This is a genomic window from Allobosea sp. 47.2.35 (assembly GCF_024655635.1).
Classification (GTDB): Bacteria; Pseudomonadota; Alphaproteobacteria; order Rhizobiales; family Beijerinckiaceae; genus Allobosea.
On sequence record NZ_JANLGI010000001.1, the window covers coordinates 350,392 to 376,569 of the forward strand.

Here is a 26,178-nt window from a genome sequence, read left to right on the forward strand (position 1 = left end):
CGTAGCCGGCAGAATCGCCTTGTCAACAACTCATCGACGATTTATCGATGATTTGTCATTGTCGGGCGATCCCGGCTTGTCCAAGGGGGAGAGGGTCTATGTCGGCGGCTCATTGGGACTTCTGGATCGATCGCGGCGGCACCTTCACCGACGTGATCGGCCGCGATCCGGCTGGCAATCTCCATGCCAGGAAGATGCTCTCGGAAAATCCCGGCGCTTATCGCGACGCCGCCGTGCAGGGCATCCGCGAGCATCTCGGGCTGAAGGCGGGCGAGCCGATCCCGACCGGGATCATCGGCGAGGTGCGCATGGGCACCACCGTCGCCACCAACGCGCTGCTGGAGCGCAAGGGCGACCGTACGCTGCTGGTGACCACCAAGGGCTTCCGCGATGCGCTGCGCATCGGCTACCAGGCGCGGCCGGACATTTTCGCCAAGCAGATCATCCTGCCCGAGGCGTTGTATGATGCGGTCGAGGAGATCGACGAGCGCGTGCTGGCCGATGGCACGGTCGAGCGTGCGCCCGACGAGGCGGCGATCCGCAATGCCTTGCAGGCGCAGTACGATGCCGGTTTCCGCACTGTGGCGATCGTCTTCATGCATGGCTACCGCTACATGGCGCATGAGCAGGTCGCGGCCCGCATCGCCCGCACGATCGGCTTCCCGCAGGTTTCGGTCAGCCACGAGGTCTCGCCGCTGGTGAAGCTGGTGGGCCGCGGCGATACCGCCGTGGTCGATGCCTATCTCTCGCCCATCCTGCGCCGTTATGTGCAGCAGGTGTCGGAAGAACTCGATGTCGCCCGCACCGGCGCGCGCCTGATGTTCATGATGTCCTCGGGCGGCCTCACCGCTGCCGAATTGTTCCAGGGCAAGGACGCGATCCTCTCCGGCCCGGCCGGTGGTGTGGTCGGCCTGGCCGAGACCGGCCGCTCGGCCGGGTTCGACAAGGTGATCGGCTTCGACATGGGCGGCACCTCGACCGACGTCGCGCATTTCGACGGCGAATATGAGCGCGCCTTCGAGACCGAGGTCGCCGGCGTGCGCATGCGCGCGCCGATGATGCTGATCCATACGGTGGCGGCCGGCGGCGGCTCGATCCTGCATTTCGACGGACGGCGCTTCCGCGTCGGGCCGGATTCGGCCGGCGCCAATCCTGGCCCGGCCGCCTATCGCCGGGGCGGGCCGCTGGCGGTGACCGACGCCAATGTCATGGTCGGCAAGCTGATCCCGTCCTATTTCCCGGCGATCTTCGGCCCCAAGCAGGACGAGCCGCTCGATGTCGGCATCGTCCGCAACAAGTTCGCGGTGCTGGCGGCCGAGGTCGGCGACGGGCGCAGCCCTGAGGAGGTTGCAGACGGCTTCATTCAGATCGCCGTCGCCAACATGGCTGAAGCGATCAAGAAGATTTCGGTGCAGCGCGGCTACGACATCACGCGTTACGCGCTGAATTCCTTCGGTGGCGCCGGCGGGCAGCATGCCTGCCTTGTCGCCGACGCGCTCGGGATCAAGACCGTGTTGCTGCACCCGTTCTCCGGCCTGCTTTCGGCCTATGGCATGGGGCTCGCCGAAATCCGCTCGACGCGGACATCGGCGCTGGATGTCGCGCTCGATGGCGAGGCCAAGGCCGCGATCGAAGCTGTCGCCGCGAAGCTTGCCGCAGATGCGAAGGCGGAAGTTGTCGGCCAGGGCGTGGCGGAAGGCGATATCGCGATTCATGTGCGCGCCCATATCCGCTATTCCGGCACCGATACCGCGATCGCGGTTCCGGCCGGCACGCGCGCCGAGATGCAGACGGCCTTCCAGACCGCGCACAAGGCGCGTTTCGGCTTCATGGACGAGACCAAGGCGCTGGTCGTCGAGGCCGTCGAGGTCGAGGCTGTCGGCGGCGGCGCGAAGTTCGAGGAAGCTGCCGGGTCCGAGCAGGCAGGCGAACCGGTTGCCGCCGAGCGCACGCGCTTCTTCGCCAAGGGCCAGTGGCATGATGCGGCGATCGTCCGCCGCGAGGCTATCAGGCCCGGCCAGAGCGTCGCGGGTCCGGCCATCATCATTGAGCCGAACCAGACCGTCGTCGTCGAGGAGGGCTGGAGCGCCAAGCTCACCGCCCGCGACCATCTCGTGCTCGTCCGCGTCAAGGCGCTGATCCAGCAGGCCGCGATCGGCACCAAGGCCGATCCGGTCATGCTCGAGATCTTCAACAACCTGTTCATGTCGATCGCCGAGCAGATGGGCGTGACGCTGCAGAACACCGCCTATTCCGTGAACATCAAGGAGCGGCTCGACTTCTCCTGCGCGGTCTTCGACCAGACCGGCGCGCTCGTCGCCAATGCCCCGCATATGCCGGTGCATCTGGGCTCGATGGACCGTTCGGTCGAGACCGTTATCGCCAACAACCCGGTGATCAAGCCGGGCGACGTCTATTGCCTGAACGCGCCCTATAACGGCGGCACGCATCTGCCGGATATCACGGTCTGCACGCCGGTCTTCGACCCCGAGGACAAGGACATCCTGTTCTGGGTGGCGAGCCGTGGCCACCATGCCGATGTCGGCGGCACGGCGCCGGGCTCGATGTCGCCGCTCGCGACCAACATCGAGGAAGAGGGCGTCTATATCGACAATTTCAAGATCGTCGATCAGGGCCGCTTCTGCGAGGAGGAATTGGTCAAGCGCCTGACCGGCGCGCGCTATCCCGTCCGCAACGTCGTGCAGAACGTCAACGATCTGAAGGCGCAGATCGCCGCCAACGAGAAGGGGCTGGCCGAGCTGAAGAAGATGATCGGCTCCTTCGGTCTCGATGTCGTGCAGGCCTATATGGGCCATGTCCAGGACAACGCGGCCGAGAGCGTGGCGCGGCTGCTGACCAAGCTGCACGATTCCGAGTTCACCTATCCGATGGACCAGGGCTGCGCGATCAAGGTGAAGATCACCATCGATCGCGAGAAGCGCGAGGCGACGGTCGATTTCACCGGCACCTCCGAGCAGCGGCCGGACAATTTCAACGCGCCGGCCCCGGTGACGCGGGCCGCCGTGCTCTATGTCTTCCGCGTCATGGTCGACGACGCGATCCCGATGAATGCCGGTTGCCTGCGCCCGATCCGGATCGTCGTGCCGGAGGGTTCGATGCTGGCGCCGCGCTATCCGGCGGCCGTCGTTGCGGGCAATGTCGAGGTCTCGCAGGCGGTGACGAACACGCTGTTCGGCGCGCTCAAGGCAATGTCCTGCTCGCAGGGCACGATGAACAACCTGACCTTCGGCAACGACCAGTATCAGTATTACGAGACGATCTGCTCGGGCTCGCCGGCCGGCCCCGGCTTCCACGGCACGTCGGGCGTTCATGTCCACATGACCAATTCGCGCCTGACCGACCCGGAGATCCTGGAGACGCGCTTCCCGGTCGTGCTGGAGGATTTCCACATCCGGAAAGGCTCAGGCGGCAAGGGCGAATGGACCGCTGGCGACGGCACCTCGCGTACCATCCGCTTCCGCGAGACGATGGATTGCGCGATCCTGGCCTCGCATCGCCGGGTCCGGCCCTTCGGCGTCGATGGCGGCGAGGCGGGCGAGCTTGGCAAGACGCTGGTGCGCAGGCTCTCGGGCGCGGTCGAGGAGCTGAAGCCCTCCGACCAGACGCTGCTCCAGGCCGGCGAGGCGGTGACGGTGATCACGCCGACGGCGGGCGGATACGGCAAGGCGAAGGACTGAGATACACTCGCCGTCATGGTCGGGCTTGTCCCGGCCATCCACGTCTTCCCGTGCCGGGGACCGTGTTCAAGACGTGGATGCTCGCCACAAGGGCGAGCATGACGCGTGCGCGTTCGAGCCTCTGGTCAGAATGCGCGGATCGTCCTTAGCTCCGTCTCCTGACCATGGAGACGGACATGCCCCAGACCTGGATGATCACCGGCGCCAATCGCGGCATCGGACTTGCCATCACCATCGAATTGCTGCGCCGGGGCGATCGGGTGATCGCGGCGGCGCGCAATCCCTGGGGCGGGGCGCTGGCCGAGCTTGCGGCCGAGCATCCGGCGGCGCTGATCCCGGTGGAACTCGACGTCACTTCCGATGCCAGCGTCGCGGCGGCGAAGGAGGCGTTGGCCGGGCAGCCGATCGATGTGCTCCTGAACAATGCCGGCCTTTACGGTCCGCGTGATCGGCAGAGCGGGCTCGATGTCGATTTCGATGCCTGGCGCGAGGTCTTCGAGGTCAATGTCTACGCGCCGATCCGCGTGGCGCAGGCCTTCCTGCCGAATGTCGAGGCGGGACAGGGCCGCAAGATCGCGACGATCTCCAGCCGCATGGGCTCCATCGCCGCCAACCCCGGCAATGCGCTGATCTACCGCTCGTCGAAGTCGGCGGTGAACATGGCGATGGTCGTGTTCGGCAACAGCGTGCGTTCGCGCGATGTCAGCGTGATGTTGTTCCATCCCGGCTGGGTGCAGACCGACATGGGCGGCAGCGGCGCCGATATCACGCCGGCCGAGAGCGCCAATGGGCTGATCCGGACCATCGACGCTTCGGGCATGGCGGAGACCAACAGCTTCCGCGACTATACCGGCGAAAAGATCGCCTGGTGAGCGCTGACGGCTTCAGCTCGCCCGCGTCGAGGCGAGCCAGGCCCCGCCGCCGATCAGGAAGCCGCCGCTGAGCTTCGACAAAAGCCGCACGCGATTGCGCGACAGCAAATGCCCGGCCTTGCCTGAAAGCAGGGCATAGGCGCCGTCGCTGAGCGCGGCAAAGAACAGCGCGGTCGCGCCCATGATCGCGATCTGGGTGGCGTGGTCGCGGGCGGGATCGAGGAACTGCGGAAAGAAGGCGCCGAAGAACAGCAGCGTCTTCGGGTTGCTGAGGGCGACCAGCGCGCCCTGCAGGAAGAAGCCGCCGCGCGGCGGCTTCGCCGGAGCCGTGCCGTCGAGATCGGCGCCGGCCGAACGGAACATCTTCCAGCCCAGCCAGATCAGATAGGCGGCGCCGGCCAGCCGCAGCCACTCGAACCCGTGCCCGAGCGTCGCGACGACGGAGCTCAGCCCGATGCCGGCGACGAGAACCATGATGCCAAGCCCGAACTGGGTTCCTGCCACGTTGAGGAGGCCGGCGCGGGTACCGTGCTTCAGGCTGTTGGCGACGATCAGCGTGACCGTCGGCCCGGGAACGATGATGATGACGATGCAGGCGATGAGATAGGCGGCATAGGTTTCGAGCGACATGGCGCTGGTCTCCGGCGGTGTCGCCTAGTGATCTGCCGATCTTGATGACCTGTCCAGATGCTCCGCCTTGCTGCGGATTGGGAGATGGCGATGGAGCGGACGAGTTTTGTCGTGGAGCCGCTGACGCCGGAGCGCTGGGGCGATCTGGAGGATCTCTTCGGCCCGCAGGGCCCCTGCTACGGCTGCTGGTGCAACCATTTCCGTATGCCGCAGCGGCTGCGCAAGCCCTTGCTGGGCGAAGGCGCGCGGCAATTGTTCGAAGACCGCGTGAAGAAGGGGCCGCCGCCCGGCGTGCTCGCCTATGCCGAAGGCAAGGCGGTCGGCTGGCTGCAGGTCGGCCCGCGTGCCGATGTTCCCGAGTGGAACAACCCGCGCCGCGCCTCGACGCCGCTGCCGGATGCGCCGGCCGAGGATCCCCGCAATTGGGCGGCATCCTGTTTCTTCGTGCGCAAGGGCTTTCGCGGCAAGGGCGTGACCGGCGCGCTCCTCGACGGGGCGGTGGTCTTCGCGCGGGAGAGCCAGGCGCGATTGATCGAGGCCGCGGCCATGGACAACGAGGACAAGCGCAGCGCCGAGGGGCTCTATGTCGGGCCGGAAAGCGTGTTCCTGCGCGCGGGCTTCGTCGAGGTCGCCCGCCAGAAGCCGGGCCGGCCGCTGCTCAGGCTGGTGCTGTAGGCCGCGCTGGCTTCGCCCTATGTGAGGATGAAGTCGCGGATTGCCTGCAAGGCGCCGTCCCGGTCGTCGGCGACGATGCCGTGCCCGCAACCGGCAAAGCGCTGGAAACTGACCCGGTCAGGCGGGAGGCTGGCTGCAATCGTCTCGCTGAAGGCGATCGGCGTGATCGGGTCCTTGTCTCCGGCCATGACGAGAACCGGGCAGGATATTCGCGCAAGCGCCTCCCTGAAATCGAAGCGGCCATGCTCGTTGCCGGGGCCGTTGAAGTGGACGCCGGTTTCGTTGCGCGTGATGGCGCGCGCAACCCACGATCCGTCATCCGCTTGTTTCCGAGGCGCGTAGAGCGGGACGCAGACCTTTGCATAGATCGAGCGGGTCGCATCGGAGGGGGCGGACCAGTAACCGCGGGCCGCCTTTTCCGCTTCGGGGCCGCCGAGGCGTTCGAAGGCCTCGTAGACCTGCCGAAAGTCGAATTTTGCAGCCGTGCTGACCAAAATCAGCTTTGCGGCATGGCCGGGATGGCGCGTCGCATAGGCCTGGGCGACGAAGCCGCCGAACGACGTTCCCAGGACGATCGGCTTCTCGATCCCGAGCGTATCGCAGAGAGACCTGACATCATCGCTCCATTGGTCGAGCGTCCAGCGATCCTTCGGACCGTTCTCGCTGCGCCCGCAACCGCGATGGTCGAAATAGACGATCTGGGCAATGTCGCTCAAAGCGGAGAAGGCAGGCTTGTACATGCTGTGGTCGAAACCCGGCCCGCCATGAAGCAGGACGAGTGTCGGTTTCTCGCGCATCCGGGGGCCGTCGGGAACCAGCCCGGCGCCCTCGACATCAACATAGAGGCGAACCCCGTTCACGGTGACGTGCATGGCTTCGGTTCCCAGCCGGTCAGCGCGAGAGGCCGTTCAGGAAGGCCGTCAGCCGCTCCAATGCCTGCTTTCCTTCCGGGCGGCCTAGATCGAACTGGTATTCATGCGGCAGCTTCGGCTCGGTCTCGGCCGGGAAGAACAGGGTGTCGACCCTGACGCCGCGGTCGCGCAGGGCCTGCGCCATCACCACCGATTGCGGCGCCAGCGGGTCGCCGTTGCCGACCGAGATGAAGCTCGGCGGGAAGGCTTCCGTGACATAGCGCGGTACGGAAGCCTCGGTGATGCGCTCGCTGTCGAACGGGTTCGAGGTGCCGAAATAGGCCAGCAGCACGGAGCGGATGAAGCCGCCGAAGGGGCCTGTCAGTTCGAAAGCCGTCGGATCGAAGGCGCCGCAGAACAGGACCGTGCCGCGCAAGCTTGCGGGCGCGACGGCCGGCTTCAGGCCGAGCAGCTCGGCGTAGTCCTTGCCGGTCAGGCCGGCCGCGAGCTGGGAGGCGATATGAGCACCGGCCGAATCGCCGGCCAGCACGATCCGCGTGGGATCGAGACCGAGGCGCTGGCCTTCGCGCTGCAGGAAGCCGAGCGCGGCATTCGCCTGGAGTACGGGCAAGGGATAGGGGGCTGTCGGTGCGCGGGTATAGCCGATAGCGACCGTCGCGAAACCGCGCCCGGCCAGGATCTTGAGATAGGGCGCCACATCCTGCCGGTCGCCCGCGACGAAGGCGCCGCCATGGATCCAGGCGACGACCGGGCGGCCCGGCTGGTCGCCGTCTGGTGGCAGGTAGATGTCGAGCCTCTCGTCCTCCGCGCTGCCGTAGCGGATATCGCGCTGCTCGCGGATGCCGGCCGGGACATGCGGGGCGAGTGCGGCCGTGGTCTTCGACGCTCCGTAGCTGAAGGCGAGGCGCGTCAGCAGGGCCGAGGGCCAGGGCGACAGCACGAAGGCGGCATAGCCGATGAAGGCCAGACCGAGACAGAGCAGGAGGATTCGTTTGGCGCGGCGTCTCATGGCGTGAAGCTAGGCCGGCCCGCGATCCGTCGCAATCTCGCCGAAACATGACCTCCCATGCGGCGAGGCGGGTCATTGTGTATCCGGCTAAGATATTGATATCGTTGCGCCATCTTGTGTTGCGTTAACTCCGTGTTCGTTCACCTCTGTCAAAGGAGCGGGGACTACGAGACCGAGGCTACGATGCGGCGACTGGGACTGACGGCGAAGATCATGATTTTCTTCGCGCTGCTGGGTCTCGCCGGGGCGCTCGGCCTCGCCAGCGCCCTGCGCGGTTTCGATGAAGCCCGGCGCATCGATGCCGGCGCCTTTTCGGATATCCGCCTCGCCGGCAGTGCTTCGCTTTTATCCAGCCGGATCGCGGCCACCGCGCTGCTCAGCCGGGTGGAGGCGGACAGCGCCCCTCGGGATATCGAGGCGATGCTCGGCAAGCTCGATGCGGCCATCGATCTGGTCGACGCGGCGCGCGCGCATCTGATCTCGGCCCTGCCGAAGAACCTGCTTGAGGCCAATCCGACGCTCGATGCCCGGATCAAGACCTTCATCGCCTTCCAGCACGGCATCGTCGATATCGGCCAGCGCGTCTCGGCCAAGGCCGCCCTGCTGGAGGCGGGCGCGGAGGACGCGCGCACCAATGTCGACGAGATCGTTGCGACGACCGCCGCGCTGCGCGACCAGCTCGCGAAGCGGGCAGGCGATGCGTCCTTGCGCGCCGCGGCGCGGGCTGAGGCGGTCCGCTTCCGGACGATCCTCTTCGCGGTTCTCCTGCCGCTGGGAGGCGCGCTGCTCGCGTTGTTGATGCTGCGCAGCCAGTTGACCAGGCCCCTGCGCAACCTGATGGAGGCGATCCGGCAGGCCGTGGCATCGGATCGGGTCATCGACGTGCCGCATCGCGACCGGGCCGACGAGATCGGCCAGCTCGCCCGCGTCGTGCGCCAGCTCAGCGAGGTCAGGGCGACCTTGGTGACACGCGAGAGCGAGGCCGACGATGCGCGGCGCCTGGAGCAGCTCCGCAACGCTGAACTGGCCGGGATCGCCGATGAGTTCGAGATGCGGCTCGGCGTCCTGCTCGGCGAGATCGGGCGGGAGAGCGAGGTGCTGCGCATGGCCTTGCAGGACGCGGCGGTTCGCGTGCACCAGATCTCGCGGAGCACTGAGACGGCGGCGGCTTCCGTCGATGGTGCGGGGATCGATGCGCGCCGCTCCAGCGAGGCCGCCATGCGGCTGGATTTCGTCGTCGGCCAGATCAATACCGAGGTCCGGCGCGTCTCGGAAATGGCAACCGAGGCGACCCGGGAGGCGGCTGGCACCCATGCGCTGGTGACGCGCCTCACCGAGAATGCCGCGCAGATCCGCGATGTCGTGGGGATCATCGATGCGGTGGCGCGCCAGACCAACCTGCTGGCTCTCAATGCGACGATCGAGGCTGCGCGTGCCGGGGCCCATGGCCGTGGCTTCGCGGTGGTCGCGGCCGAGGTGAAGACGCTTGCCAACCAGGCCTCGGACGCAGCCGGGCGGATCGTCAGCCGGATCGCGCAGGCGGACGAGGCCCTGTCCCATGCCGCCGATGCAGTGTCGGCGATCGGGGCCAGCGTGGCGGCGGTGGAGCAGACCGGCACCGAGATCGCGACCATGGTCGGGTCGCATGTCGAGTTGCTGGGCTCGCTTGGCGAGACCGTGGCGCGGATTTCGGATGTAACCGGCACCGCCGCGCTTGCCATGGGCGAGATCGCCGCCGCCAATCTGCAGACCGTCGGTCAGGCGGATACCGGCGCGGCGAGCGCACGGGAACTCGACCAGCGGATCAATGCCTTACAGGCCGAGGCCGAGGCTTTCGTCAGGCGATTGCGCGCCGCCTGAACGGTTCGGACATCGCCGGGCTTGTCTTAAGGCCCGACTCGGCCCCATCTGCGCCATGCCCTTTTCGACGATGGTCCCGCGATGAGCTGGTCGCCCCAGCAGGATATGGCTTTGACCGCCGTGGCGCGCTGGCTGCAATCCGGCGAGCCGCAACTCTTCCGCATGTTCGGCTATGCCGGTACCGGCAAGACCACGCTCGCGCGCCACATCGCCGAGGCGGTCGACGGCGATGTCGTCTTCGCCGCCTATACCGGCAAGGCCGCGCTCGTGCTGCGCAACAAGGGCTGCCATGGCGCGCAGACCATCCATTCGCTGATCTACCGTTCGCGCGGCGTCGACGAGGAGAGTCCGATCTTCGCGCTGAATCGTGACAGCGCGGCGGCCAAGGCGAAGCTCATCATCATCGACGAATGCTCGATGGTCGACGAGGAGCTGGGCCGGGACCTGCTCTCCTTCGGCACGCCGGTGCTGGTGCTCGGCGATCCGGCGCAGTTGCCCCCGGTCAAGGGCGGCGGCTTCTTCACCGAGCAGGAGCCCGACGTCATGCTGACCGAGGTCCACCGGCAGGCGGCTGACAACCCGATCGTGCGGATGTCGATGATCGTGCGCGAGGGTGGGCAGCTCGAGCTCGGCGATTACGGCCCAAGCCGGGTGATCCGGCGCGGCGAGATCAATCCCGAGATTGTCATGGGGGCCGACCAGGTGCTGGTCGGCATGAACAAGACGCGGCGCAACTACAATGCCCGCATCCGCCAGTTGATGGGCCGTGCCGATAACAGTCCCGTCGCCGGCGAGAAGCTGGTCTGCCTGCGCAATGACAAGAGCAAGGGCCTGCTCAATGGTGGCTCCTGGATCGTACAGGAGATCAAGACCTCGAAGAAGGGGCTGATCACCATGCGCGTCACGCCGGAGGACGATGCCGGCGGCAAGGCGGTGAAGGTCTCGGTGCTGCCGAATTTCTTCGACGGCACCGAGGATGAGGTGCCGTGGGAGCTACGCAAGCATACCGACGAGTTCACCTTCGGCTATGCGCTGACCGTGCATAAGTCGCAGGGCTCGCAATGGGACGATGTCGTGCTCTTCGACGAGAGCTTCGCCTTCCGCGAGCACCGGGCGCGCTGGCTTTATACCGGCCTGACGCGTGCGGCTGAGGCGATCACGGTCGTGGTCTAGGCGCTGGAGTGAGGGAACGGTCATGGCGAAGGACGAGATTCAGGGCCAGGCTGCTTCCGAGCTCATCGACGCGAAGATCGCGGCACTCGGCGACTGGCGCGGTGCGACGCTGGCGCGGATGCGTGGGCTGATCCGTGAGGCCGATCCCGATGTGGTCGAGGAGGTGAAGTGGCGCGGCGTGCCGGTCTGGTCCCATGGCGGCATCATCTGCACGGGCGAGACCTACAAGAGCGTGGTCAAGCTGACCTTCATGAAGGGTGCTTCGCTGGCCGACCCTGCCGGCCTGTTCAATTCGAGCCTGGAGGGCAATGCCCGCCGCGCCATCGATATCCGCGAGGGCGAGGCGGTAGACGACGACGCCTTCAAAGCGCTTATTCGCGAGGCTGTCGCGCTCAATATGTCCGGCAAGAAAGCGCGCTGAGCCTGATTGACCAGAATTTCGAGCAAAGCTCTTCATTTTGCCCCGGCTTCGTTGATCGATCCGCCAAACATTGCCGAATTGTCATGAAAGCGGCCGGCTTTTCGCCATAGTCCATATCGATCCTCTTCGTCACGACCAGCGGAGGCCTCGCAGATGGCGGAAACCGGCGAGCTGAAGGCAGGGGCGATTGCACTGCAGCGGTTCGGTCTGGGGCCGAAGCCCGGACAGGGCGAGGCGGCGCGTGCGCAGGTTCGTGACAGGCTTCTGGCCGAGATCGCGGTCGGCAGCGTCGCGCAGCCCGAAGGCGTGACCTTCTCCGGCGCGGCCGAGATCGGCAAGGCGCTCTATGATTTCGAGGATCAGGAAAAGCGGGAGCGCGAGGCGCGCCGTGTCTCCGTCGCGCAGGCGCCCCAAGGCGCGCAGGTCGCGAATGCCGCGCCGCAGAGCCAGATGGCTTCCGCGCCAAAGCCCGCAAACGAGCCGGCGCTACCCTATCGGACCTATCGCGACGAGGTGAAAGCCCGTGTCGATCTCGCGCTCGCGGCCGAGACCGGCTTCGGCGAGCGGCTGGTGATGTTCTGGTCGAACCATTTCTGCATCGGCGCGACCAAGAGCAACATGAGCCGGATCATGGCCGGCGCCTATGAGCGCGAGGCGATCCGCCCGCATGTCTTCGGGCGCTTCGAGGACATGCTGATCGCGGCGGAAAGCCATCCTGCGATGCTGGATTTCCTCGATAATCGCCAGTCTGTCGGCCCGAATTCGCCGGCCGGGCGCCGTCGCGGGCGCGGCCTCAACGAAAACCTCGCCCGCGAAATCCTGGAACTGCATACGCTCGGCGTCTCCGGCGGCTATGCCCAGGCGGACGTGACCAATCTTGCCCGGATCATCACGGGCTGGACCGTGGTGGGGCGCGAGGGCGTGCTCGGCTTTCCCGGTTCCTTCGCCTTCAACGCCGGCTTGCACGAGCCCGGCGTGACGCCCTTGCTCGGGCGCCGCTACGACCAACCGGGCAAGGCGCAGGGCATCGCCGCGCTGACCGATCTGGCGCGTCATCCCGCGACGGCCAGGTTCATCGCGATGAAGCTCGCCCGCCATTTCGTGGCCGATGCGCCACCCCGCGCATTGGTCGACAGGCTCGCCCTGACATTCCGGCAGAGCGGCGGCGACTTGCCAACGGTTTATCGCGCCCTGATCGAGGATGACGCCGCCTGGCGGGCGCCGGCCAGCAAGATCAGGTCGCCGCAGGAATTCCTGCTGGCGTCATATCGCGCACTCGACCGCAAGCCCGACTTCGGCCAGATCATCGGGCCGGCCGGCGTGATGGGGCAGCCTTTCTGGCAGCCCTCCGGGCCCAATGGCTATGCCGACGACAACGCGGCCTGGGCCTCGGCCGAGGGGCTGAAGACGCGCGTCGATGTCGCTGCCGGATGGGGGCGGCAGGCGGCAGGATCGGTCGCCGATCCGCGCGTGCTCAGTGAGGATGTGCTGGGGCCGCTGCTCTCCCCCGAGACGAAGCAGGCAGTGGCGCGGGCCGAGAGCAAGCCGCAGGCGATCGCGCTCCTGCTGATGTCGCCCGAATTCCAGCGGAGGTGACGCCGATGGTCGATCACGACGACGATGATTGCGAACGGATGACGCCATCGCGCCGCGCCATCCTCGGTGCGGCGGGTGCGCTCTTCGCCTGGTCCTTCGTGCCGAAATTCGCCTATGCGGCGGCGGGTTCGCGTGATCCGCGCTTCCTGCTGGTGATCCTGCGCGGCGCGCTCGACGGGCTCTCGGCCGTGCCGCCGATCGGCGATCCCGATTATGCCGGCTTACGCGAGGGCATCGCGCTCGCCAAGGACGGGCCGGAGGCGGCGCTGCCGCTCGATGGCTTCTTCTATCTGCATCCGGCCATGCCGAACCTCGCGCGGCTCTACAAGCAGGGGCAGGCGACGATCGTCCATGCCGCGGCGACCGGCTATCGCGAGCGCTCGCATTTCGACGGGCAGGACGTTCTGGAAAGCGGCCAGCCGGGAGCGGGCGCGACCCAGACCGGCTGGCTCAACTGCCTGATCGCGAACCTGCCGGCCGGTGAGGGCATCTCGCGCAAGGGCGTGCTCGGCGTCGGCGTCGTGCCGCCGCTGGTGGTGCGAGGCGATGCGCCGGTGCTGGGCTGGGCGCCGCCACGCATGGCGCGTGCCGGCAGCGACCTGACGATGCGGCTCGCCGATCTCTACGGCCAGCGCGACCCAGGCCTGGCGCGCGCGCTGGCGCAGGCGATCGAGACCGAAGGCCTGGCGCAAAGGCGCGGCATGGCCGGTGAGCAGAAGGGCGGCGGCGGGCCGGATACGGCCGATGGCATGCGCCGCATCGCGGAGGGCGCGGCAGCGCTGGTCGGGGCCGATGACGGGCCGCGCATCGCGGCGCTCGCCTTCGAAGGCTGGGATACCCATGCCAACGAGGGTGGGGCCAAGGGGCGTCTCGCCAATCTGCTCGGCGGGCTCGACGGCGCCTTCGCCGCCTTCGAGCAGGGGCTCGGTCCGGTCTGGAAGGATACGGTCGTGATGGTCGCGACCGAGTTCGGGCGGACGGCGGCTGTGAACGGCACGACCGGGACCGACCATGGCACCGGCACGGTCGCCTTCCTCGTCGGAGGCGGGGTCAAGGGCGGCCGGATCGTTGCCGACTGGCCGGGCCTGAAGCCCGAGCAGCTCTACCAGAACCGCGATCTCAAGCCGACGACGGATATCCGCGCCGTAGCCAAGGGCGTGGTCTCGGAACTCTTCGGCGTGTCCGGCCCCGTGCTGGCCGAGACGGTGTTTCCGGAGACCGGTGATCTCAAGCCGCTGCAGGGGCTGGTGGTCTAAAGGGCGCTGTCATTCTCGGGCGACGCCAGGCGCGGCCCGAGAATGACGTTTGAGCTCAAGCCCAGGCGCGCTGCTTCAGCTTTTCCTCGTAGGCGTCGATCTTCGTGCCCTTCTCCATGGTCAGGCCGATATCGTCGAGGCCGTTGAGCAGGCAGTGCTTGCGGAACGGGTCGATCTCGAACGTGATCTCGCCGCCGTCCGGGCCCTTGATCGTCTGGTTCTGGAGGTCGATCGTCAGCGTCGCGTTGGAGCCGCGCTCGGCATCGTCGAACAACATGTCGAGCTGCTCGGGTGTGACCTTGATCGGCAGGATGCCGTTCTTGAAGCAGTTATTGTAGAAAATGTCGGCGAAGCTGGTGGAGATCACGCAGCGGATGCCGAAATCGAGCAACGCCCAAGGCGCGTGCTCGCGCGACGAGCCGCAGCCGAAATTGTCGCCGGCAACGAGGATCTCGGCCTTGCGATAGGCCGGCTGGTTCAGCACGAAATCGGGGTTCTCCGAGCCGTCGTCCTTGTAGCGCATCTCCGAGAACAAAGCGGTGCCGAGGCCGGTGCGCTTGATTGTCTTCAGGTACTGCTTGGGGATGATCATGTCGGTATCGACATTGACCACCTTCATGGGGGCGGGCGTCGAGGTCAGGGTGGTGAAGGGCTGCATGGCGGAAGCTCCGATGGGCCTTTTGGCGATGTTCTTGCGGTGAAGTTTTTCAGAGTTGCGAGGTCAGCAGCTTGAAGCTGGCGAAGGTGAAGAAGGCGGCGAGGCAGGCCTCGGCCTTGCGGCGGATGCGGCGGTAAACCGCGATCATCGATGCCGTCGAGAACAGCACGGCATAGAACTGGTTGATCGCGAGCGAGATCAGCATGCAGCCGATGATGATGGCGTAGAGGACGACCGGCGGCGTATCGGGCCGCAGGGCCAGCGCGATGATCGCCGTCCAGCTCAGGATCGCCTTCGGATTGGTGATATGCATCAGGTAGCCGCGCAGGAAGGTGCGGCGACCTGATGCCACCAGCTTCGCCGGAGGCATCTCGGCGCGCATCGCCGAGCGTGCGGAACGCCAGGCGAGGAAGAGCAGGTAGAGGCCGCCGACGATCTTGATGGCGTAGAGCGCGCCCGGATGGGCCACGATCAGACCCGTGACGCCGATCGCGGCCAGGATACCCCATGTCAGGGAGCCGGCGGTGACGCCGAGCGCCAGGGTGGAGCCGGCGCTGCGGCCGCGTTCCATCGAGGTCGCCATGATCTGGAGATTGCTCGGACCGGGGCTCGCGACCGCCAGGATGAAGGCGGAATAGACCAGCATCAGGCCGGGCAGGTTGCGGATCAGCTCGTCCAACATGGCCTAACGCTCCGCCGCGGCTTCGATGGCTTCCATGTCCTCGTCGGAGAAGCCGAAATGGTGGCCGATCTCGTGGACCATGACATGGGTGACGATCGAGCCGAGGCTCTCGTCATGTTCAGCCCAGTAGTCGAGGATCGGACGGCGATAGAGGTGGATGGTGTTGGGCATCTGGCCGGTCTGCGGAGCATAGCCCTGCTGCGGCAGGCCGATGCCGCTGAACAGGCCGAGCAGGTCGAACGGGCTTTCCGCCTCCAGCTCCTTCAGCACATCGTCCTCGGGAAACTCGGTGACGTTGAAGATCACGTCCGAGCAGAGCGCGCGGAATTCCTCCGGCAGGCGGTCGAAAGCGGCCTGGGCCAGAACCTCGAACGCTGCCTGCGACGGCGCCTTGACGCCGTCCCAGTCGATCTCTGCTGTTGTCGTGACCCTGGCGTCCACGGTCTTGCCCATCACCAGATTTTCAGTTGGTGGCCGAGCCACCAGGCCAGCACGATGACGCCGAGGAGCGAGAGGGAACGGCCGATCCGCCGGCCCCAGAGCTCGACCTTGTCGCCTTCGGGCGCATCGGCGCCCGAGAAATGATCGGCCGCCCGGCCCATAGAGGAGCCGAGCAGGCTTTCATTGTCGCGCTTGACCCGGTCCAGCGCCGCCTTGGATTCGGCGGCGCGGCCGGCCTCGCGGGGATCGTTCGACATGGTCAGCTCCCCGCCTCTTCGCCTCAGCCCAGCGTGCGGACGTCGACGAAGCGGCCGGTGAGGGCCGCCGCCGCCGCCATCGCCGGCGAGACGAGATGCGTGCGGCCGCGATAGCCCTGACGACCCTCGAAGTTGCGGTTCGAGGTCGAGGCGGCGCGCTGGCCGGGCTTGAGCTGGTCGGGGTTCATGCCCAGGCACATCGAGCAGCCGGGCTCGCGCCATTCGAAGCCGGCGGCGATGAAGATCTTGTCGAGACCTTCGGCCTCGGCCTGCTCCTTCACCAGGCCGGAGCCGGGAACGATCATGCCGTAGTCGAGGCTCTCATGGAGCTTCTTGCCTTCGACGATCTTCGCGACGGTGCGCAGATCCTCGATGCGGCCATTGGTGCAGGAGCCGATCCAGATCACGTCGAGCGGGATGTCGGTGATCTTGGTGCCGGCGGTCAAACCCATATATTCGAGCGCGCGCTTCTTCGACGCGCGCTTGACCTCGTCGGCGATCAGCTCGGGATCGGGAACCGCGCCGGTGACCGAGATCACGTCCTCGGGGCTCGTGCCCCAGGAGACAATCGGCGGCAGGTTGGCGGCGTCGAGGCGGACGACGCGGTCGAAATGCGCGCCCTCGTCGGTGCGCAGCGTCTCCCAGTAGCGCACGGCGGCGTCCCAGGCGGCGCCCTGCGGCGCCTTTGGGCGGCCCTTCAGATAGGTGAAGGCCTTCTCGTCCGGCGCGACCATGCCGGCGCGGGCACCGCCCTCGATCGACATGTTGCAGACCGTCATGCGGCCTTCCATGGTCAGGCCGCGGATGGCTTCGCCGGCATATTCGATCACCGAGCCGGTGCCGCCGGCAGTGCCGATCTCGCCGATGATGGCGAGCGTGATATCCTTGGCGCCGACGCCGGGAGCTGGCGTGCCGTCCACCTGGACGAGCATGTTCATCGCCTTCTTCTGGATCAGCGTCTGGGTGGCGAGCACATGCTCGACCTCCGAGGTGCCGATGCCGTGAGCGAGCGCACCGAAGGCGCCATGCGTCGAGGTGTGGCTGTCGCCGCAGACGATCGTCGTGCCGGGCAGGGTGAAGCCCTGCTCGGGGCCGACGATGTGGACGATGCCCTGGCGCTTGTCGAGCTCGTTGAAATACTCGACGCCGAAGTCGCGGGCGTTCCTGGCGAGCGCCTCGACCTGGATGCGGCTTTCCTCTTCGGCGATGCCCTTGGTGCGGTCGGTCGTCGGGATGTTGTGGTCGACGACGGCGAGCGTCTTTTCGGGCGCGCGGACCTTGCGGCCGGTCATGCGCAGGCCCTCGAAGGCCTGCGGGCTCGTCACCTCATGGACGAGGTGACGATCGATATAGAGCAGGCAGGTGCCGTCATCCTGCCGGTCGACGACATGGTCGTCGAAAATCTTGTCGTAGAGCGTCTGGGGACCCTTGGTCGCAGTCATGGCTTGTTCTCGGTCTTCTGAAATCTGCTTGTGAGATCATGCGCCGGTTCGCTGGAGCCGGCACGCAAAAACAGGTCGCCTGTCGCCGGCCGCACGGAGGCGGCCGGTCTCAGGCGCCGGTAAGGCCTGCGGCAATCGAAGCGGTGAAGCGGCCGAAGAAGCGCCAGGGCAAACGGGCATGGTCGTGCAGCGCGGCAAAGTCCTGCGTCGTCGGCAGGGGTGGCAGATGGCCCTCTCCCTGCACGGCGCTGAAGCGCTGCAAATGATGCTCACACGGCGACATGGCTACTGTTTAGCAGTTCCAATCAAGACGGACAATCGATGCCGTTGCAGCCGCGCCATCGGCGTGACGCAAGGGTGACGGCGCGATAGCATCCCTTGCACGGGCCTGCATCTTCACGGCGTTTCCGACCAGGGAGTGGAAGCATGAGGATTTCGGCAATCGCGGTTGCGGCCGCTCTTCTGCAGTTCGCTCCAGCCTTCGCGCAGGCTCAGGGGAAAGCGCCTGCGGCCGTGCAGAAGGAGTTCGATGGCTTCATCGGAAAATTCCGCGCGGCGCTGAAGGCGAATGATGCAACAGCCGTCGCTGCACTGACGCAACTGCCCTTCATGGCCGACGATACCGTTCGCGACGCGGCGCAGTTCCGCGCCAAGGCCTATCAGCGCGATTTCACGGCCAAGAACCGCGCCTGCCTCCAGCGCACAAAGCCCGTCTACGCCGTCGACGGTAACAAAAACGACGTCTATTCCGTCATCTGCGGAGGGAGCATCTTCACCTTCACAAGAACGCCCGCCGGATTCCTCTTCACCGATCTGGACACGAACGATTGATCGTCCGTACCGGCCCGTCAGGGCCGTGAGGTGTCGACGCTGACGACGACGGACATGCCGGGCGCCAGACGCTCGGCGAGGGGCTGGCCGGGATCGACGGCGATCCGCACCGGCACGCGCTGGGCGATCTTGATGAAGTTGCCGGTGGCGTTCTCGGGCCGGATCACGCTGAACTCGGAGCCGGCCGCCGGCGAGAAGCGCTCGATCGTTCCCGTCAGGCGGGCATGGCGCAGCGCATCGACGGTGAAGCTGACCGGCTGGCCGGTGCGCATGCCGGCAAGTTGCGTCTCCTTGAAATTGGCGACGACCCAGACCTGGTTCGGCACCAGCGCCATCAATTGCGTGCCGGCCGAGACGTACTGCCCGAGCCGCGCCTGGATCTCGCCCAGCCGGCCGTCCTGTGGAGCGGTTATGCGGGTATTGCTCAGGTCGATCTCGGCGAGATGGACGGCGGCCTCCGCACCCTCGACCGCTGCCACCAGCGACTGGCGATTGACGATCGCGGTCTGGACATCCTGCCGGGCGACGTCCACGGCGGCATTGGTCGCTGTGATGGAGGCGCGGGCCTGGTCGAGCGCCTGCTGGCTCTGGTCCGTCGAGGTCTGGCTGACGACGCCGCGCTCGCGCAGCGGCTCGATCCGGCCCCAGTTGGCCTCGGCCGTGCGGAGCGCCGCCTCGGCGCTGGCGACATTGGCGACGGCGGCGCGCAGGCGGGCCTCGGCCGCCGCACGCGACTGATCCGAATTGGCGAGCGCGGCGCGCTGGGCGGCGAGGCCGGCGCGGGCCTGCTCCAGCTTCTGGGTGAAGATGCGGTCGTCGATGCGCAGGAGCAGGTCGCCCTTCTTCACCGTCGCGAAATCCTGCACCGGGACCTCGGCGACATAGCCGGCGAGCTGCGGCGCGATGATCGTGACCTGCCCGCGCACATAGGCGTTCTCGGTCATCTCGATCGCGCTGGCGAAGGGTGGCAGCCGCCAGGCGTAGAGGATGATGCCGAGGCCGACGAGGCCGATGGCGAGCGCGACATAGGTCGAGACGGAGCGGAGGATGCGAGACATGGCGGTCAGGGTGCTGGTTGAGCGACGGAGGCGGCGGGCTTGCGCAATTGCAGATAGGCGAGATGCGCGAGCAGGCCTGCTAGGGCGAGGGCGGCGATCGTGGAAATCAGCATGAAGGCGTCGTTGTAGGCGAGGACGATGGCCTCTTGAGAGGCTCGCTGGGTGAGCAGCGTCACGCCTTCCGCCCGCAGCAGCGTCGGGTCGGTCAGGACATGGCTATAGATCCCGCCAAACTGGTTGACGCGCTGGGCGAAGAACGGATCGGACAGGACGAAATGCTCGGCCAACACGTTGAAGTGGAACGTGGTGCGCAAGGTGATGAAGGTTCCGAAGATGGCGGAGCCGAGCAGGCCGCCGATGCTCTGCGTGAACAGGAACACCGTGATGAAGCTCAGGATGTAGAGCGGGCCGCGCGCGATCGCGCTGCCCATGCCCTGCGCCATCGCGGCCGGCAGAAAGAGCCCGGAGCCATAGGCGACCAGCGTCTGGCTCAGCCAGATGTCGTGCGGCCTTGTCTGGCTGGTGGCGCCGCTGTCGAGCCAGGCGCCGAGCGCGACGCAGGCGAGGGCCGTGCCGTAGAACCAGTTCTCCCGGCCCGGCCGCAGCAGCAGCGCGCAGGTGACGCCGCCGGCGAGGATCGCGCAGAGGATCACGCCGTAGAGCGACAGGGTCTGCTCGTTCTGGATGCCGAGCGCCTGGAAGAAATTGGAGGCGCCGACCGTCTGCTCGGCCAGCACGATGCGCATCAGCAGCAAAGCGCCGGCGAAATGCAGCGTCGTCGGGCTGGTCAGCCAGCGGATGTCGATGAGTGGGCTGTCGCGGTGGAGTTCGGCGATCACCGCCAGCGTCAGGCAGATCACGGCGCAGGCGAGGAGCCAGCCCAGCCAGGGCGCCTCGAACCACCAGTAGATGCGGCCCAGGCTGAGCGCGACGGCGATCGAGCCGAAGCCGATCGCGATCAGGATATAGCTGACGATATCGCGCGGGCCGATGCATTTGACGCGCGGCGGCGTGGTCAGGGGCAGCGCATAGACGAAGCCGAAGGCGACCATGGCGAGGCCCATCTCGAACAGCGTCAGGCCATGGAAGCCGCCGAGATCGAGCAGCCAGGGTGAGATCAGGCGCGTCACGGGGATGCCGAGCGTGGTGTTGGTCAGCGCCAGCGAGAGGCCGACGGTGAGCTTCTTCTGCGGCGGCAAGGGCTCGATCATGTAGAAGAAGGCGAGCGAGGACATCGGCGCCGCCGCCATGCCGCTCATGAAGCGCACGATCACGGCCGAGGGTAGGTCGTGGACGACGGTGAGGTTCAGGAAGGCGGCGAGCACGAAGCCGGCGAGGCTCACCTCGGCGAAATTGCGCAGGCCGTACTGCATCCGGATCTTGATCAGGGCGATCGAGAGCGAGACGTTCGGCGCCATATAGGCGGCGATCAGCCAGTTGGTCTCGGCGATGGTGGCGCCGAGCTGGCCCTGGATCTGGTAGACATTGGTGTTGACGAGGTTCGCGCCGATCTGCTGCGTCATCGCCAGCGTCACCGAGGCGAGCATATAGGCCAGCGCGCGAGACCGCGGCATCGTCAGCCCGGCCGGCGTAGGCGGCGCGACAGGCGCGGCGGATGCTTCGGGCGTGCTCACGGGGCAGCGCTCCGGCCTGCCGCGATATTGCGCGAGGTGCGGCGCAGGACGTCGAGCGCCATCTCCAGCTCTTCGGGTTCGATGCCCTGCAGGATGCCGGCGCGCAGTTCGGCGAGGAAGTCGAGGATGTCCTGCGCCTGGGCGCGGGCGGTCTCGGTCAGGAAGACGCGGCGGGCGCGGCGGTCGCCCGCGACGGCGCGGCGTTCGATCATGCCGTTGCGCTCCAGCCCGTCGAGGAGCCGGACCAGAGTCGGCTGCTCGATGTCGAGCAGGCCGGCAAGATCGGACTGGATCGGGCCGTCCGCCTTGGCGAGTTCCATCAGCAGGCGCGCCCGCGACAGGGTCAGGCCCATGTCGCGCGCACGGTCGTCGACGAGCGCGCGCAGCTTGCGGTTGACGGCGGCAAGCTCGCCGGTGAACGCGGCCTGAAGCTGGGTGAGGTCCATGGCGCCAACATAAATAGCATGCTAATGATCATCGTACTTATGTGTTCTGAAAATGCATATCAAGTTGAATTTTTCTCATTTGATATGCGTTTTTGGCATGAGACCGTGTGACTGAAGGCAAGAAAAAACGCGGCCCCGAAGGACCGCGTTTCAAACTTTTCGCGTTGAGGGTTCGGCTTACTTGCCGGCGCCCTTCTGGCCCTTCGCGGGCTTGGCATCGACGCGCTCGGCGATGCGGGCCGACTTGCCGCGACGATCGCGCAGGTAATAGAGCTTGGCGCGACGCACCTTGCCCTTGCGGATGACCTTGATCGAGTCGAGGTTCGGCGAGAACAGCGGGAAGACGCGCTCGACGCCCTCGCCATAGGAAATCTTGCGGACGGTGAAGCTCTGGTTGAGGCCGCCGCCATTGCGGGCGATCACGACGCCTTCATAGGCCTGGACGCGGCTGCGCTCGCCTTCCTTGACCTTGACGTTGACCTGCACGGTGTCGCCGGGCTGGAAGGCGGGAATGGCCTTGCCTTCGCTCAGCTTGGCAATCTGCTCGGCATCGATCTGCTCGATGATGTTCATGGGTCTCTCCATGGCCGTATTCGCGCGGAAGCGCGGGCTTTCGGCTCGCTGTTTTCAGTTGAGTGCGGGGCCATACAGGAGCGCGGCGGGTTTGTCGAGCGGCAATCCCGGCTTGTTGGCCACGCTGCCGGCATGCATAGCCTGTGCGGGAGCGACCTGCCACCGGACGAGATGCCATGACCGATCCCGTTATCAAGACCGCCCTCGTGACCGGCGCCGCGCGCGGCATCGGCCTCGCCGCCGCCAAGCGCTTCCTGACCGAGGGCTGGCAGGTCGGCCTGCTCGATATCGACGGGGCGGGGTTGCAGCGGGCGGCGGCCGAGATCGCGACGCCCGAGCGGGTGCTGGTGCTGACCTGCGACGTGGCGATGCCGGCGCAGCTCGAATCGGCCTTCGCGGGCATGGCCAAGCGCTTCGGGCGGCTCGATGCCCTCGTCAACAATGCCGGGACGGCGGTGTTCAAGCCGCTGCTGGAAACCACGCATGACGAGTGGCAGCGGGTGATGGCGGTGAATCTCACCGGCCCGTTCCTGGCGACGCAGCTCGCGTCGCGCGCCATGGCCGACAATGGCGGTGGCGCCGTCGTCAACATCACCTCGATCTCGGGCCTGCGCGCCTCGACGCTGCGGGTCGCCTACGGCACTTCGAAAGCTGCGCTGGCGCATCTCACCAAGCAGCAGGCGGTCGAGCTCGCGGGGCTTGGCATCCGCGTCAACGCGGTCGCGCCCGGGCCGGTCGAGACGGCGATGGCCAAGGCGGTGCACAGCCCGGAAATCCGGGCGGATTATCGCGATGCCGTGCCGCTTGGCCGCTACGGGCTGGAGGAGGAACTGGCCGAGGCGATCTTCTTCCTCTGCTCGGACCGGTCGAGCTACATCACCGGGCAGGTGCTGGCCGTCGATGGTGGCTTCGACGCGGCCGGCATCGGCCTCGCGACCCTGCGCGGCGAGCGCCGCAACCTCTGACGGCCGGCGCCGCTAGCCCTTGGCCTCACGCTGCTTCAGCAGCTCGTTGAGCATGTCCTGCTGTTCGCTGAGCCGATCGGCGAGGGCCTCCTCGACGGCCGCGCCGGAGGCACCTGTCGCCTGTTCCATCAGCTCGGCGATGTTGCGCCGAAGGAGGGCGATGCGCTCGTCCAATTCCGTCTGCGAGGCATTCTCGGGCATCGGCTGTCTCCATGCTCAATCACGGCCGTAGCGGCCGCCCGCCTCGTAGAATGCCCCGCGGCCGTCCGGGTTCCCGCCGGAACCGTGCCCGGTCCGGCAACGTTGGTCGACCGTGGTCCTCCGTGCGAGGCAGTCCGGAGGACAAGCGATGAAATCATATGCCGTGGGCATCGCGATAGCCCTGCTGGCCGCGACGGGGATGGCTGAGGCCCAGACGCCTTCGCCGCCCTCGACCGCCCGGGAAGGAACAGGCAGCGGTTCGGGATCGAGCGGGATGGCGCCCCAGCAGGGAACCGGCTCCGGCGCGACGCAGCATGCGCCCGGCGTCAATCGCCCCGCAACTGGCGGCGCTGCCGCAACTGAGGCGCCGCAGAATCGTGAATACGGACGGGAGACGGCTCCGACCGGCCAGCCGATGCATCAGAGCAATCCCGCAGGCGGCGCGAAGCGGCCGGACTGAGCGGCGTCGCCGCGCGTTTTCACGATCACCGACAAAGCCCTTGCGTCCGCTCCCGATCGGCGCGAACCTCCGCCCAACTGCCTCTCCGACGGCCGCCCGACCCTGTCGGGCCCGAGCGACCGCCGCCCATCCGGCGTGAGCGCATTCGCGGTTCCCGCCGGCTTTCCGCCGCGCCGGAGCCGGGGTTGCCAGACCTTCTCCTCCTTCGCGGCCAGACCCGAAGGAGGAAGCCATGCCCGCATCGGCACAGAACGGAGTCTCCGCAAACGGCACCCGACGCGCGGGGCCGCGATGCATCGCGATCGTCGGCCCCTTCCAGAGCGGCAAGACGACGCTGCTCGAAAGCATCCTGATGCGATGCGGCGCGCTGACCCGCACGGGCACGGTCAAGGGCGGCAACACGGTCGGCGATGCGGCGCCGGAAGCCCGCGCCCACCAGATGAGCACGGAGCCCACCGTCGCGAGCGTCGATTTCCTCGGCGATACCTTTCATTTCATCGACTGCCCCGGCTCGGTCGAGTTCCTGCACGAGATGCGCCATGTGCTGCCCGCGGTCGATGCGGCCGTCGTGGTCTGCGAGGCGGATGATCGCAAGGCGCCGGCGCTGGAGCTCGTGCTGCGCGAGCTGGAGGAAGCCGACATCCCGCGCTTCCTGTTCCTCAACAAGATCGACACGGCTTCGCGCCGGGTGCGCGAGACGCTTGCCATCCTGCAACGGGCCTCCCGCACGCCGCTGTTGCTGCGCCAGATCCCGATCTGGCAGAAGGGCATCGCGATCGGCTTCATCGACCTCGCCCTGGAGCGGGCCTTCATCTACCGCGAGCATGCACCGAGCGAGATCGTGCCCCTGGCCGTCGACGAAGCCGGCCGCGAGAAGGAAGCCCGGTTCTCGATGCTGGAGCGGCTCGCCGATTACGACGACGAACTGATGGAAGAATTGCTCGGCGACATGGAGCCGCCGCGCGACCGCGTCTTCGACGATCTCGCCCGCGAATTGCAGCATCGTCATGTCGTGCCGGTGCTGATCGGCGCGGCCGAGCGCGGCAATGGCGTGACGCGGCTGCTCAAGGCGCTCCGGCATGAGGCGCCGGGGCTGGCGGAGACGCGCGGGCGGGCCGGAATTCTGCCGGAAGGCCCGCCGCTCGCGCAGGTGATGAAGACCTGGCATTCGAGCCAGGGCGGCAAGGTTTCGCTGGCGCGGGTGATGCGAGGCCGGCTGGCGGAAGGCGATGCCGTGACCTCCTCGGGCGGCGTCGAGGCGCGCATCGCCGGTGTCGTCTCCCTGAAGGGCGCCGAGCAGAGCCGGAAGCCCGCGGCGGAGGAGGGCGATGTCGCCGGCTTCGCCAAGCTCGACGGCATCGCGACGGGCGAGGCCTTCATGCTCGGCAAGACACGCGCGAGCGTGGTCAGCGCGGTCGCGCCGCCGGAGGCCGTGCATGCCTTCGCCATCGCGGTGAAGGAGCGCAAGGACGATGTCAGGCTGGCGGCGGCGCTCCAGCGCCTGACCGAGGAGGATACGGCGCTCGCGGTGACGCAGGTGCCCGAACTCGGCGAGACCCGCCTGTCTGGCCAGGGCGAGATGCATCTGCGCGTCGCGCTGGAGAAGCTCGCCGGGCGCTATGGCGTCACTGTCCTCAACAAGACGCCGCAGGTCGGCTATCGCGAGACCATCCGTGGCCAGGCCGGGGCGCGCGGCCGGCATCGCAAGCAGAGCGGCGGCCACGGTCAGTATGGCGACGTCGTGATCGAGGTCGCGCCGCTGCCGCGCGGGGAGGGCATCCAGTTCGTCGACAAGATCACGGGCGGGGTCGTGCCGCGCCAGTATATCGGCTCGGTCGAGGCCGGCATGCGCGATTTCTGCGAGAAAGGGCCGCTCGGCTTCCCAATCGTCGACGTCGCGGTGACGCTGACCGACGGCTCCTATCACACCGTCGATTCCTCCGACATGGCGTTCCGGCAGGCGGCCCGGCTTGCGATGAACGAGGCGATGCCGCAGGCGAAGCCGGTGCTGTTGGAGCCGATCCTCTCGGTCGATGTGGTGATCCCGTCTGAGGCGATGTCGCGGGCCTCGGCGCTGATCTCCGCCCGGCGCGGGCAGATCCTCGGCTACGACACGCGTCCGGGCTGGCGCGGCTGGGACCAGATCAAGGCGCTGGTGCCGGAAGCCGAGATGACCGGGCTGATCGTCGAATTGCGCTCGGCCACATCGGGCGTCGGCTCGTTCAGCGCACGCTTCGACCATCTCGCGGAACTTGCCGGCAAGCCGGCCGAGGCCGTGGTCTCCGCGCAGGCGCTCGCCCTCGCGCAAGGTCGCTGACCCGGGAATTCAGGACTGCCCTCCCGCCGGGAGCCAATCGTTGGCTCCCGGATCGGGCTTGATTTCGTGCTGCGTGGACTGTTTATATGTGAACATTCGACAGCCTATGGTGGCTGGAGCTTGCGCTCCCGGCCGCTGTTCCGCACTGTAC

Annotated in this window: 26 protein-coding genes; 12 read left to right on the forward strand and 14 right to left on the reverse strand. The window is 67.2% G+C overall.

Annotated elements, in window-relative coordinates; translation table 11 throughout:
• Nucleotides 1-98: 98 nt before the first annotated feature.
• Together NUV79_RS01800 and NUV79_RS01805 are read left to right on the forward strand one after the other, a co-directional pair.
• Nucleotides 99-3,698: a hydantoinase B/oxoprolinase family protein gene (locus tag NUV79_RS01800; RefSeq protein WP_257731362.1), complete on the forward strand. Its 3,600-nt coding sequence runs from the start codon at nucleotides 99-101 to the stop codon at nucleotides 3,696-3,698.
• A gap of 176 nt (nucleotides 3,699-3,874) precedes the next feature.
• Nucleotides 3,875-4,570, forward strand: coding sequence for an SDR family oxidoreductase (locus NUV79_RS01805; RefSeq protein ID WP_257731363.1), 696 nt, complete (start codon nucleotides 3,875-3,877; stop codon nucleotides 4,568-4,570).
• A gap of 12 nt (nucleotides 4,571-4,582) precedes the next feature.
• Here the strand turns inward: NUV79_RS01805 and NUV79_RS01810 are convergent, their stop codons facing one another.
• Nucleotides 4,583-5,200, reverse strand: a complete 618-nt coding sequence (locus NUV79_RS01810; RefSeq protein ID WP_257731364.1) for a LysE family translocator — start codon at nucleotides 5,198-5,200, stop codon at nucleotides 4,583-4,585.
• A 57-nt stretch (nucleotides 5,201-5,257) separates the two neighbouring features.
• Between NUV79_RS01810 and NUV79_RS01815 the strand changes: the two genes are divergently transcribed.
• The gene (locus NUV79_RS01815) at nucleotides 5,258-5,875 is read left to right on the forward strand and encodes a GNAT family N-acetyltransferase (protein ID WP_257731365.1); all 618 of its coding nucleotides are present in this window, start codon (nucleotides 5,258-5,260) and stop codon (nucleotides 5,873-5,875) included.
• Nucleotides 5,876-5,892: 17 nt separating this feature from the next.
• Here the strand turns inward: NUV79_RS01815 and NUV79_RS01820 are convergent, their stop codons facing one another.
• Together NUV79_RS01820 and NUV79_RS01825 are read right to left on the reverse strand one after the other, a co-directional pair.
• Nucleotides 5,893-6,747, reverse strand: a complete 855-nt coding sequence (locus NUV79_RS01820; protein ID WP_257731366.1) for an alpha/beta fold hydrolase — start codon at nucleotides 6,745-6,747, stop codon at nucleotides 5,893-5,895.
• 19 nt (nucleotides 6,748-6,766) lie between these two features.
• Nucleotides 6,767-7,756 (reverse strand): alpha/beta hydrolase, encoded by a 990-nt coding sequence (locus tag NUV79_RS01825; RefSeq protein WP_257731367.1) that lies wholly within the window; start codon nucleotides 7,754-7,756, stop codon nucleotides 6,767-6,769.
• A gap of 183 nt (nucleotides 7,757-7,939) precedes the next feature.
• On the opposite strand from NUV79_RS01825, the gene NUV79_RS01830 reads away from it, so the two are divergent.
• The 5 genes from NUV79_RS01830 to NUV79_RS01850 all read left to right on the forward strand — a co-directional run bounded on the left by NUV79_RS01830 (nucleotide 7,940) and on the right by NUV79_RS01850 (nucleotide 14,062).
• Nucleotides 7,940-9,616, forward strand: a complete 1,677-nt coding sequence (locus tag NUV79_RS01830; protein ID WP_257731368.1) for a methyl-accepting chemotaxis protein — start codon at nucleotides 7,940-7,942, stop codon at nucleotides 9,614-9,616.
• An 81-nt stretch (nucleotides 9,617-9,697) separates the two neighbouring features.
• Nucleotides 9,698-10,789: an ATP-dependent DNA helicase gene (locus NUV79_RS01835; protein WP_257731369.1), complete on the forward strand. Its 1,092-nt coding sequence runs from the start codon at nucleotides 9,698-9,700 to the stop codon at nucleotides 10,787-10,789.
• Between the two features lie 22 nt (nucleotides 10,790-10,811).
• A complete protein-coding gene (locus NUV79_RS01840; protein WP_257731370.1) occupies nucleotides 10,812-11,210 on the forward strand; it encodes a DUF1801 domain-containing protein in 399 nt (132 codons plus the stop codon).
• A gap of 153 nt (nucleotides 11,211-11,363) precedes the next feature.
• Nucleotides 11,364-12,806, forward strand: a complete 1,443-nt coding sequence (locus NUV79_RS01845) for a DUF1800 domain-containing protein (protein WP_257731371.1) — start codon at nucleotides 11,364-11,366, stop codon at nucleotides 12,804-12,806.
• 5 nt (nucleotides 12,807-12,811) lie between these two features.
• Nucleotides 12,812-14,062, forward strand: a complete 1,251-nt coding sequence (locus NUV79_RS01850) for a DUF1501 domain-containing protein (RefSeq protein ID WP_257731372.1) — start codon at nucleotides 12,812-12,814, stop codon at nucleotides 14,060-14,062.
• 55 nt (nucleotides 14,063-14,117) lie between these two features.
• On the opposite strand, the gene leuD is transcribed toward NUV79_RS01850, so the two are convergent.
• The 6 genes from leuD to NUV79_RS01880 form a co-directional block, all read right to left on the reverse strand.
• Entirely contained in the window at nucleotides 14,118-14,720 is a 603-nt protein-coding gene (gene leuD / locus NUV79_RS01855) for a 3-isopropylmalate dehydratase small subunit (protein ID WP_257731373.1), read from the reverse strand.
• A 49-nt stretch (nucleotides 14,721-14,769) separates the two neighbouring features.
• Complete coding sequence (locus tag NUV79_RS01860) at nucleotides 14,770-15,402, reverse strand: LysE family translocator (RefSeq protein WP_257731374.1); 633 nt, start codon at nucleotides 15,400-15,402, stop codon at nucleotides 14,770-14,772.
• Nucleotides 15,403-15,405: 3 nt separating this feature from the next.
• Complete coding sequence (locus tag NUV79_RS01865) at nucleotides 15,406-15,855, reverse strand: metallopeptidase family protein (protein ID WP_257731375.1); 450 nt, start codon at nucleotides 15,853-15,855, stop codon at nucleotides 15,406-15,408.
• Nucleotides 15,855-16,100: a hypothetical protein gene (locus tag NUV79_RS01870; RefSeq protein WP_257731376.1), complete on the reverse strand. Its 246-nt coding sequence runs from the start codon at nucleotides 16,098-16,100 to the stop codon at nucleotides 15,855-15,857. The genes NUV79_RS01865 and NUV79_RS01870 overlap by 1 nt, the downstream gene beginning before the upstream one ends.
• A 23-nt stretch (nucleotides 16,101-16,123) precedes the next feature.
• The gene (leuC, locus tag NUV79_RS01875; protein ID WP_257731377.1) at nucleotides 16,124-17,542 is read right to left on the reverse strand and encodes a 3-isopropylmalate dehydratase large subunit; all 1,419 of its coding nucleotides are present in this window, start codon (nucleotides 17,540-17,542) and stop codon (nucleotides 16,124-16,126) included.
• A 109-nt stretch (nucleotides 17,543-17,651) separates the two neighbouring features.
• Nucleotides 17,652-17,804 (reverse strand): hypothetical protein, encoded by a 153-nt coding sequence (locus NUV79_RS01880; RefSeq protein ID WP_156134498.1) that lies wholly within the window; start codon nucleotides 17,802-17,804, stop codon nucleotides 17,652-17,654.
• A gap of 251 nt (nucleotides 17,805-18,055) precedes the next feature.
• On the opposite strand from NUV79_RS01880, the gene NUV79_RS01885 reads away from it, so the two are divergent.
• Nucleotides 18,056-18,373, forward strand: a complete 318-nt coding sequence (locus NUV79_RS01885; RefSeq protein WP_257731378.1) for a hypothetical protein — start codon at nucleotides 18,056-18,058, stop codon at nucleotides 18,371-18,373.
• A 17-nt stretch (nucleotides 18,374-18,390) separates the two neighbouring features.
• On the opposite strand, the gene NUV79_RS01890 is transcribed toward NUV79_RS01885, so the two are convergent.
• The 4 genes from NUV79_RS01890 to rplS all read right to left on the reverse strand — a co-directional run bounded on the left by NUV79_RS01890 (nucleotide 18,391) and on the right by rplS (nucleotide 22,084).
• Nucleotides 18,391-19,431 (reverse strand): HlyD family secretion protein, encoded by a 1,041-nt coding sequence (locus NUV79_RS01890; RefSeq protein WP_257731379.1) that lies wholly within the window; start codon nucleotides 19,429-19,431, stop codon nucleotides 18,391-18,393.
• Nucleotides 19,432-19,436: 5 nt separating this feature from the next.
• Entirely contained in the window at nucleotides 19,437-21,005 is a 1,569-nt protein-coding gene (locus NUV79_RS01895) for an MFS transporter (protein ID WP_374678700.1), read from the reverse strand.
• Between the two features lie 56 nt (nucleotides 21,006-21,061).
• On the reverse strand, nucleotides 21,062-21,511 hold the full coding sequence (locus tag NUV79_RS01900; protein WP_257731381.1) for a MarR family winged helix-turn-helix transcriptional regulator: 450 nt from the start codon (nucleotides 21,509-21,511) through the stop codon (nucleotides 21,062-21,064).
• 177 nt (nucleotides 21,512-21,688) lie between these two features.
• Nucleotides 21,689-22,084, reverse strand: a complete 396-nt coding sequence (gene rplS / locus NUV79_RS01905) for a 50S ribosomal protein L19 (protein WP_257731382.1) — start codon at nucleotides 22,082-22,084, stop codon at nucleotides 21,689-21,691.
• A gap of 176 nt (nucleotides 22,085-22,260) precedes the next feature.
• On the opposite strand from rplS, the gene NUV79_RS01910 reads away from it, so the two are divergent.
• Nucleotides 22,261-23,049, forward strand: a complete 789-nt coding sequence (locus NUV79_RS01910) for an SDR family NAD(P)-dependent oxidoreductase (protein ID WP_257731383.1) — start codon at nucleotides 22,261-22,263, stop codon at nucleotides 23,047-23,049.
• A gap of 12 nt (nucleotides 23,050-23,061) precedes the next feature.
• Here NUV79_RS01910 and NUV79_RS01915 read toward each other — a convergent pair whose 3' ends face one another.
• Nucleotides 23,062-23,250, reverse strand: coding sequence for a hypothetical protein (locus NUV79_RS01915; RefSeq protein ID WP_257731384.1), 189 nt, complete (start codon nucleotides 23,248-23,250; stop codon nucleotides 23,062-23,064).
• 148 nt (nucleotides 23,251-23,398) lie between these two features.
• On the opposite strand from NUV79_RS01915, the gene NUV79_RS01920 reads away from it, so the two are divergent.
• Together NUV79_RS01920 and NUV79_RS01925 are read left to right on the forward strand one after the other, a co-directional pair.
• The gene (locus NUV79_RS01920) at nucleotides 23,399-23,710 is read left to right on the forward strand and encodes a hypothetical protein (protein ID WP_257731385.1); all 312 of its coding nucleotides are present in this window, start codon (nucleotides 23,399-23,401) and stop codon (nucleotides 23,708-23,710) included.
• 232 nt (nucleotides 23,711-23,942) lie between these two features.
• Nucleotides 23,943-26,027 carry an elongation factor G gene (locus tag NUV79_RS01925; protein WP_257731386.1) on the forward strand — a complete coding sequence of 695 codons (2,085 nt, stop codon included), beginning with the start codon at nucleotides 23,943-23,945 and terminating at the stop codon, nucleotides 26,025-26,027.
• Nucleotides 26,028-26,178: the final 151 nt, after the last annotated feature.

Bases quoted from the DNA above. Each gene is read 5' to 3' on its own strand.
- NUV79_RS01850 (WP_257731372.1), top strand. From the start codon at position 12,812: ATGGTCGATCACGACGACGATGATTGCGAACGGATGACGCCATCGCGC.
- NUV79_RS01830 (WP_257731368.1), top strand. From the start codon at position 7,940: ATGCGGCGACTGGGACTGACGGCGAAGATCATGATTTTCTTCGCGCTG.
- NUV79_RS01910 (WP_257731383.1), top strand. From the start codon at position 22,261: ATGACCGATCCCGTTATCAAGACCGCCCTCGTGACCGGCGCCGCGCGC.
- NUV79_RS01920 (WP_257731385.1), top strand. From the start codon at position 23,399: ATGAAATCATATGCCGTGGGCATCGCGATAGCCCTGCTGGCCGCGACG.
- NUV79_RS01840 (WP_257731370.1), top strand. From the start codon at position 10,812: ATGGCGAAGGACGAGATTCAGGGCCAGGCTGCTTCCGAGCTCATCGAC.
- NUV79_RS01815 (WP_257731365.1), top strand. From the start codon at position 5,258: ATGCTCCGCCTTGCTGCGGATTGGGAGATGGCGATGGAGCGGACGAGT.
- leuD (WP_257731373.1), bottom strand. From the start codon at position 14,720: ATGCAGCCCTTCACCACCCTGACCTCGACGCCCGCCCCCATGAAGGTG.
- leuC (WP_257731377.1), bottom strand. From the start codon at position 17,542: ATGACTGCGACCAAGGGTCCCCAGACGCTCTACGACAAGATTTTCGAC.
- NUV79_RS01865 (WP_257731375.1), bottom strand. From the start codon at position 15,855: ATGGGCAAGACCGTGGACGCCAGGGTCACGACAACAGCAGAGATCGAC.
- NUV79_RS01800 (WP_257731362.1), top strand. From the start codon at position 99: ATGTCGGCGGCTCATTGGGACTTCTGGATCGATCGCGGCGGCACCTTC.
- NUV79_RS01900 (WP_257731381.1), bottom strand. From the start codon at position 21,511: ATGGACCTCACCCAGCTTCAGGCCGCGTTCACCGGCGAGCTTGCCGCC.
- rplS (WP_257731382.1), bottom strand. From the start codon at position 22,084: ATGAACATCATCGAGCAGATCGATGCCGAGCAGATTGCCAAGCTGAGC.
- NUV79_RS01890 (WP_257731379.1), bottom strand. From the start codon at position 19,431: ATGTCTCGCATCCTCCGCTCCGTCTCGACCTATGTCGCGCTCGCCATC.
- NUV79_RS01835 (WP_257731369.1), top strand. From the start codon at position 9,698: ATGAGCTGGTCGCCCCAGCAGGATATGGCTTTGACCGCCGTGGCGCGC.
- NUV79_RS01860 (WP_257731374.1), bottom strand. From the start codon at position 15,402: ATGTTGGACGAGCTGATCCGCAACCTGCCCGGCCTGATGCTGGTCTAT.
- NUV79_RS01895 (WP_374678700.1), bottom strand. From the start codon at position 21,005: ATGCCGCGGTCTCGCGCGCTGGCCTATATGCTCGCCTCGGTGACGCTG.
- NUV79_RS01845 (WP_257731371.1), top strand. From the start codon at position 11,364: ATGGCGGAAACCGGCGAGCTGAAGGCAGGGGCGATTGCACTGCAGCGG.
- NUV79_RS01870 (WP_257731376.1), bottom strand. From the start codon at position 16,100: ATGTCGAACGATCCCCGCGAGGCCGGCCGCGCCGCCGAATCCAAGGCG.
- NUV79_RS01810 (WP_257731364.1), bottom strand. From the start codon at position 5,200: ATGTCGCTCGAAACCTATGCCGCCTATCTCATCGCCTGCATCGTCATC.
- NUV79_RS01925 (WP_257731386.1), top strand. From the start codon at position 23,943: ATGCCCGCATCGGCACAGAACGGAGTCTCCGCAAACGGCACCCGACGC.
- NUV79_RS01820 (WP_257731366.1), bottom strand. From the start codon at position 6,747: ATGCACGTCACCGTGAACGGGGTTCGCCTCTATGTTGATGTCGAGGGC.
- NUV79_RS01915 (WP_257731384.1), bottom strand. From the start codon at position 23,250: ATGCCCGAGAATGCCTCGCAGACGGAATTGGACGAGCGCATCGCCCTC.
- NUV79_RS01825 (WP_257731367.1), bottom strand. From the start codon at position 7,756: ATGAGACGCCGCGCCAAACGAATCCTCCTGCTCTGTCTCGGTCTGGCC.
- NUV79_RS01805 (WP_257731363.1), top strand. From the start codon at position 3,875: ATGCCCCAGACCTGGATGATCACCGGCGCCAATCGCGGCATCGGACTT.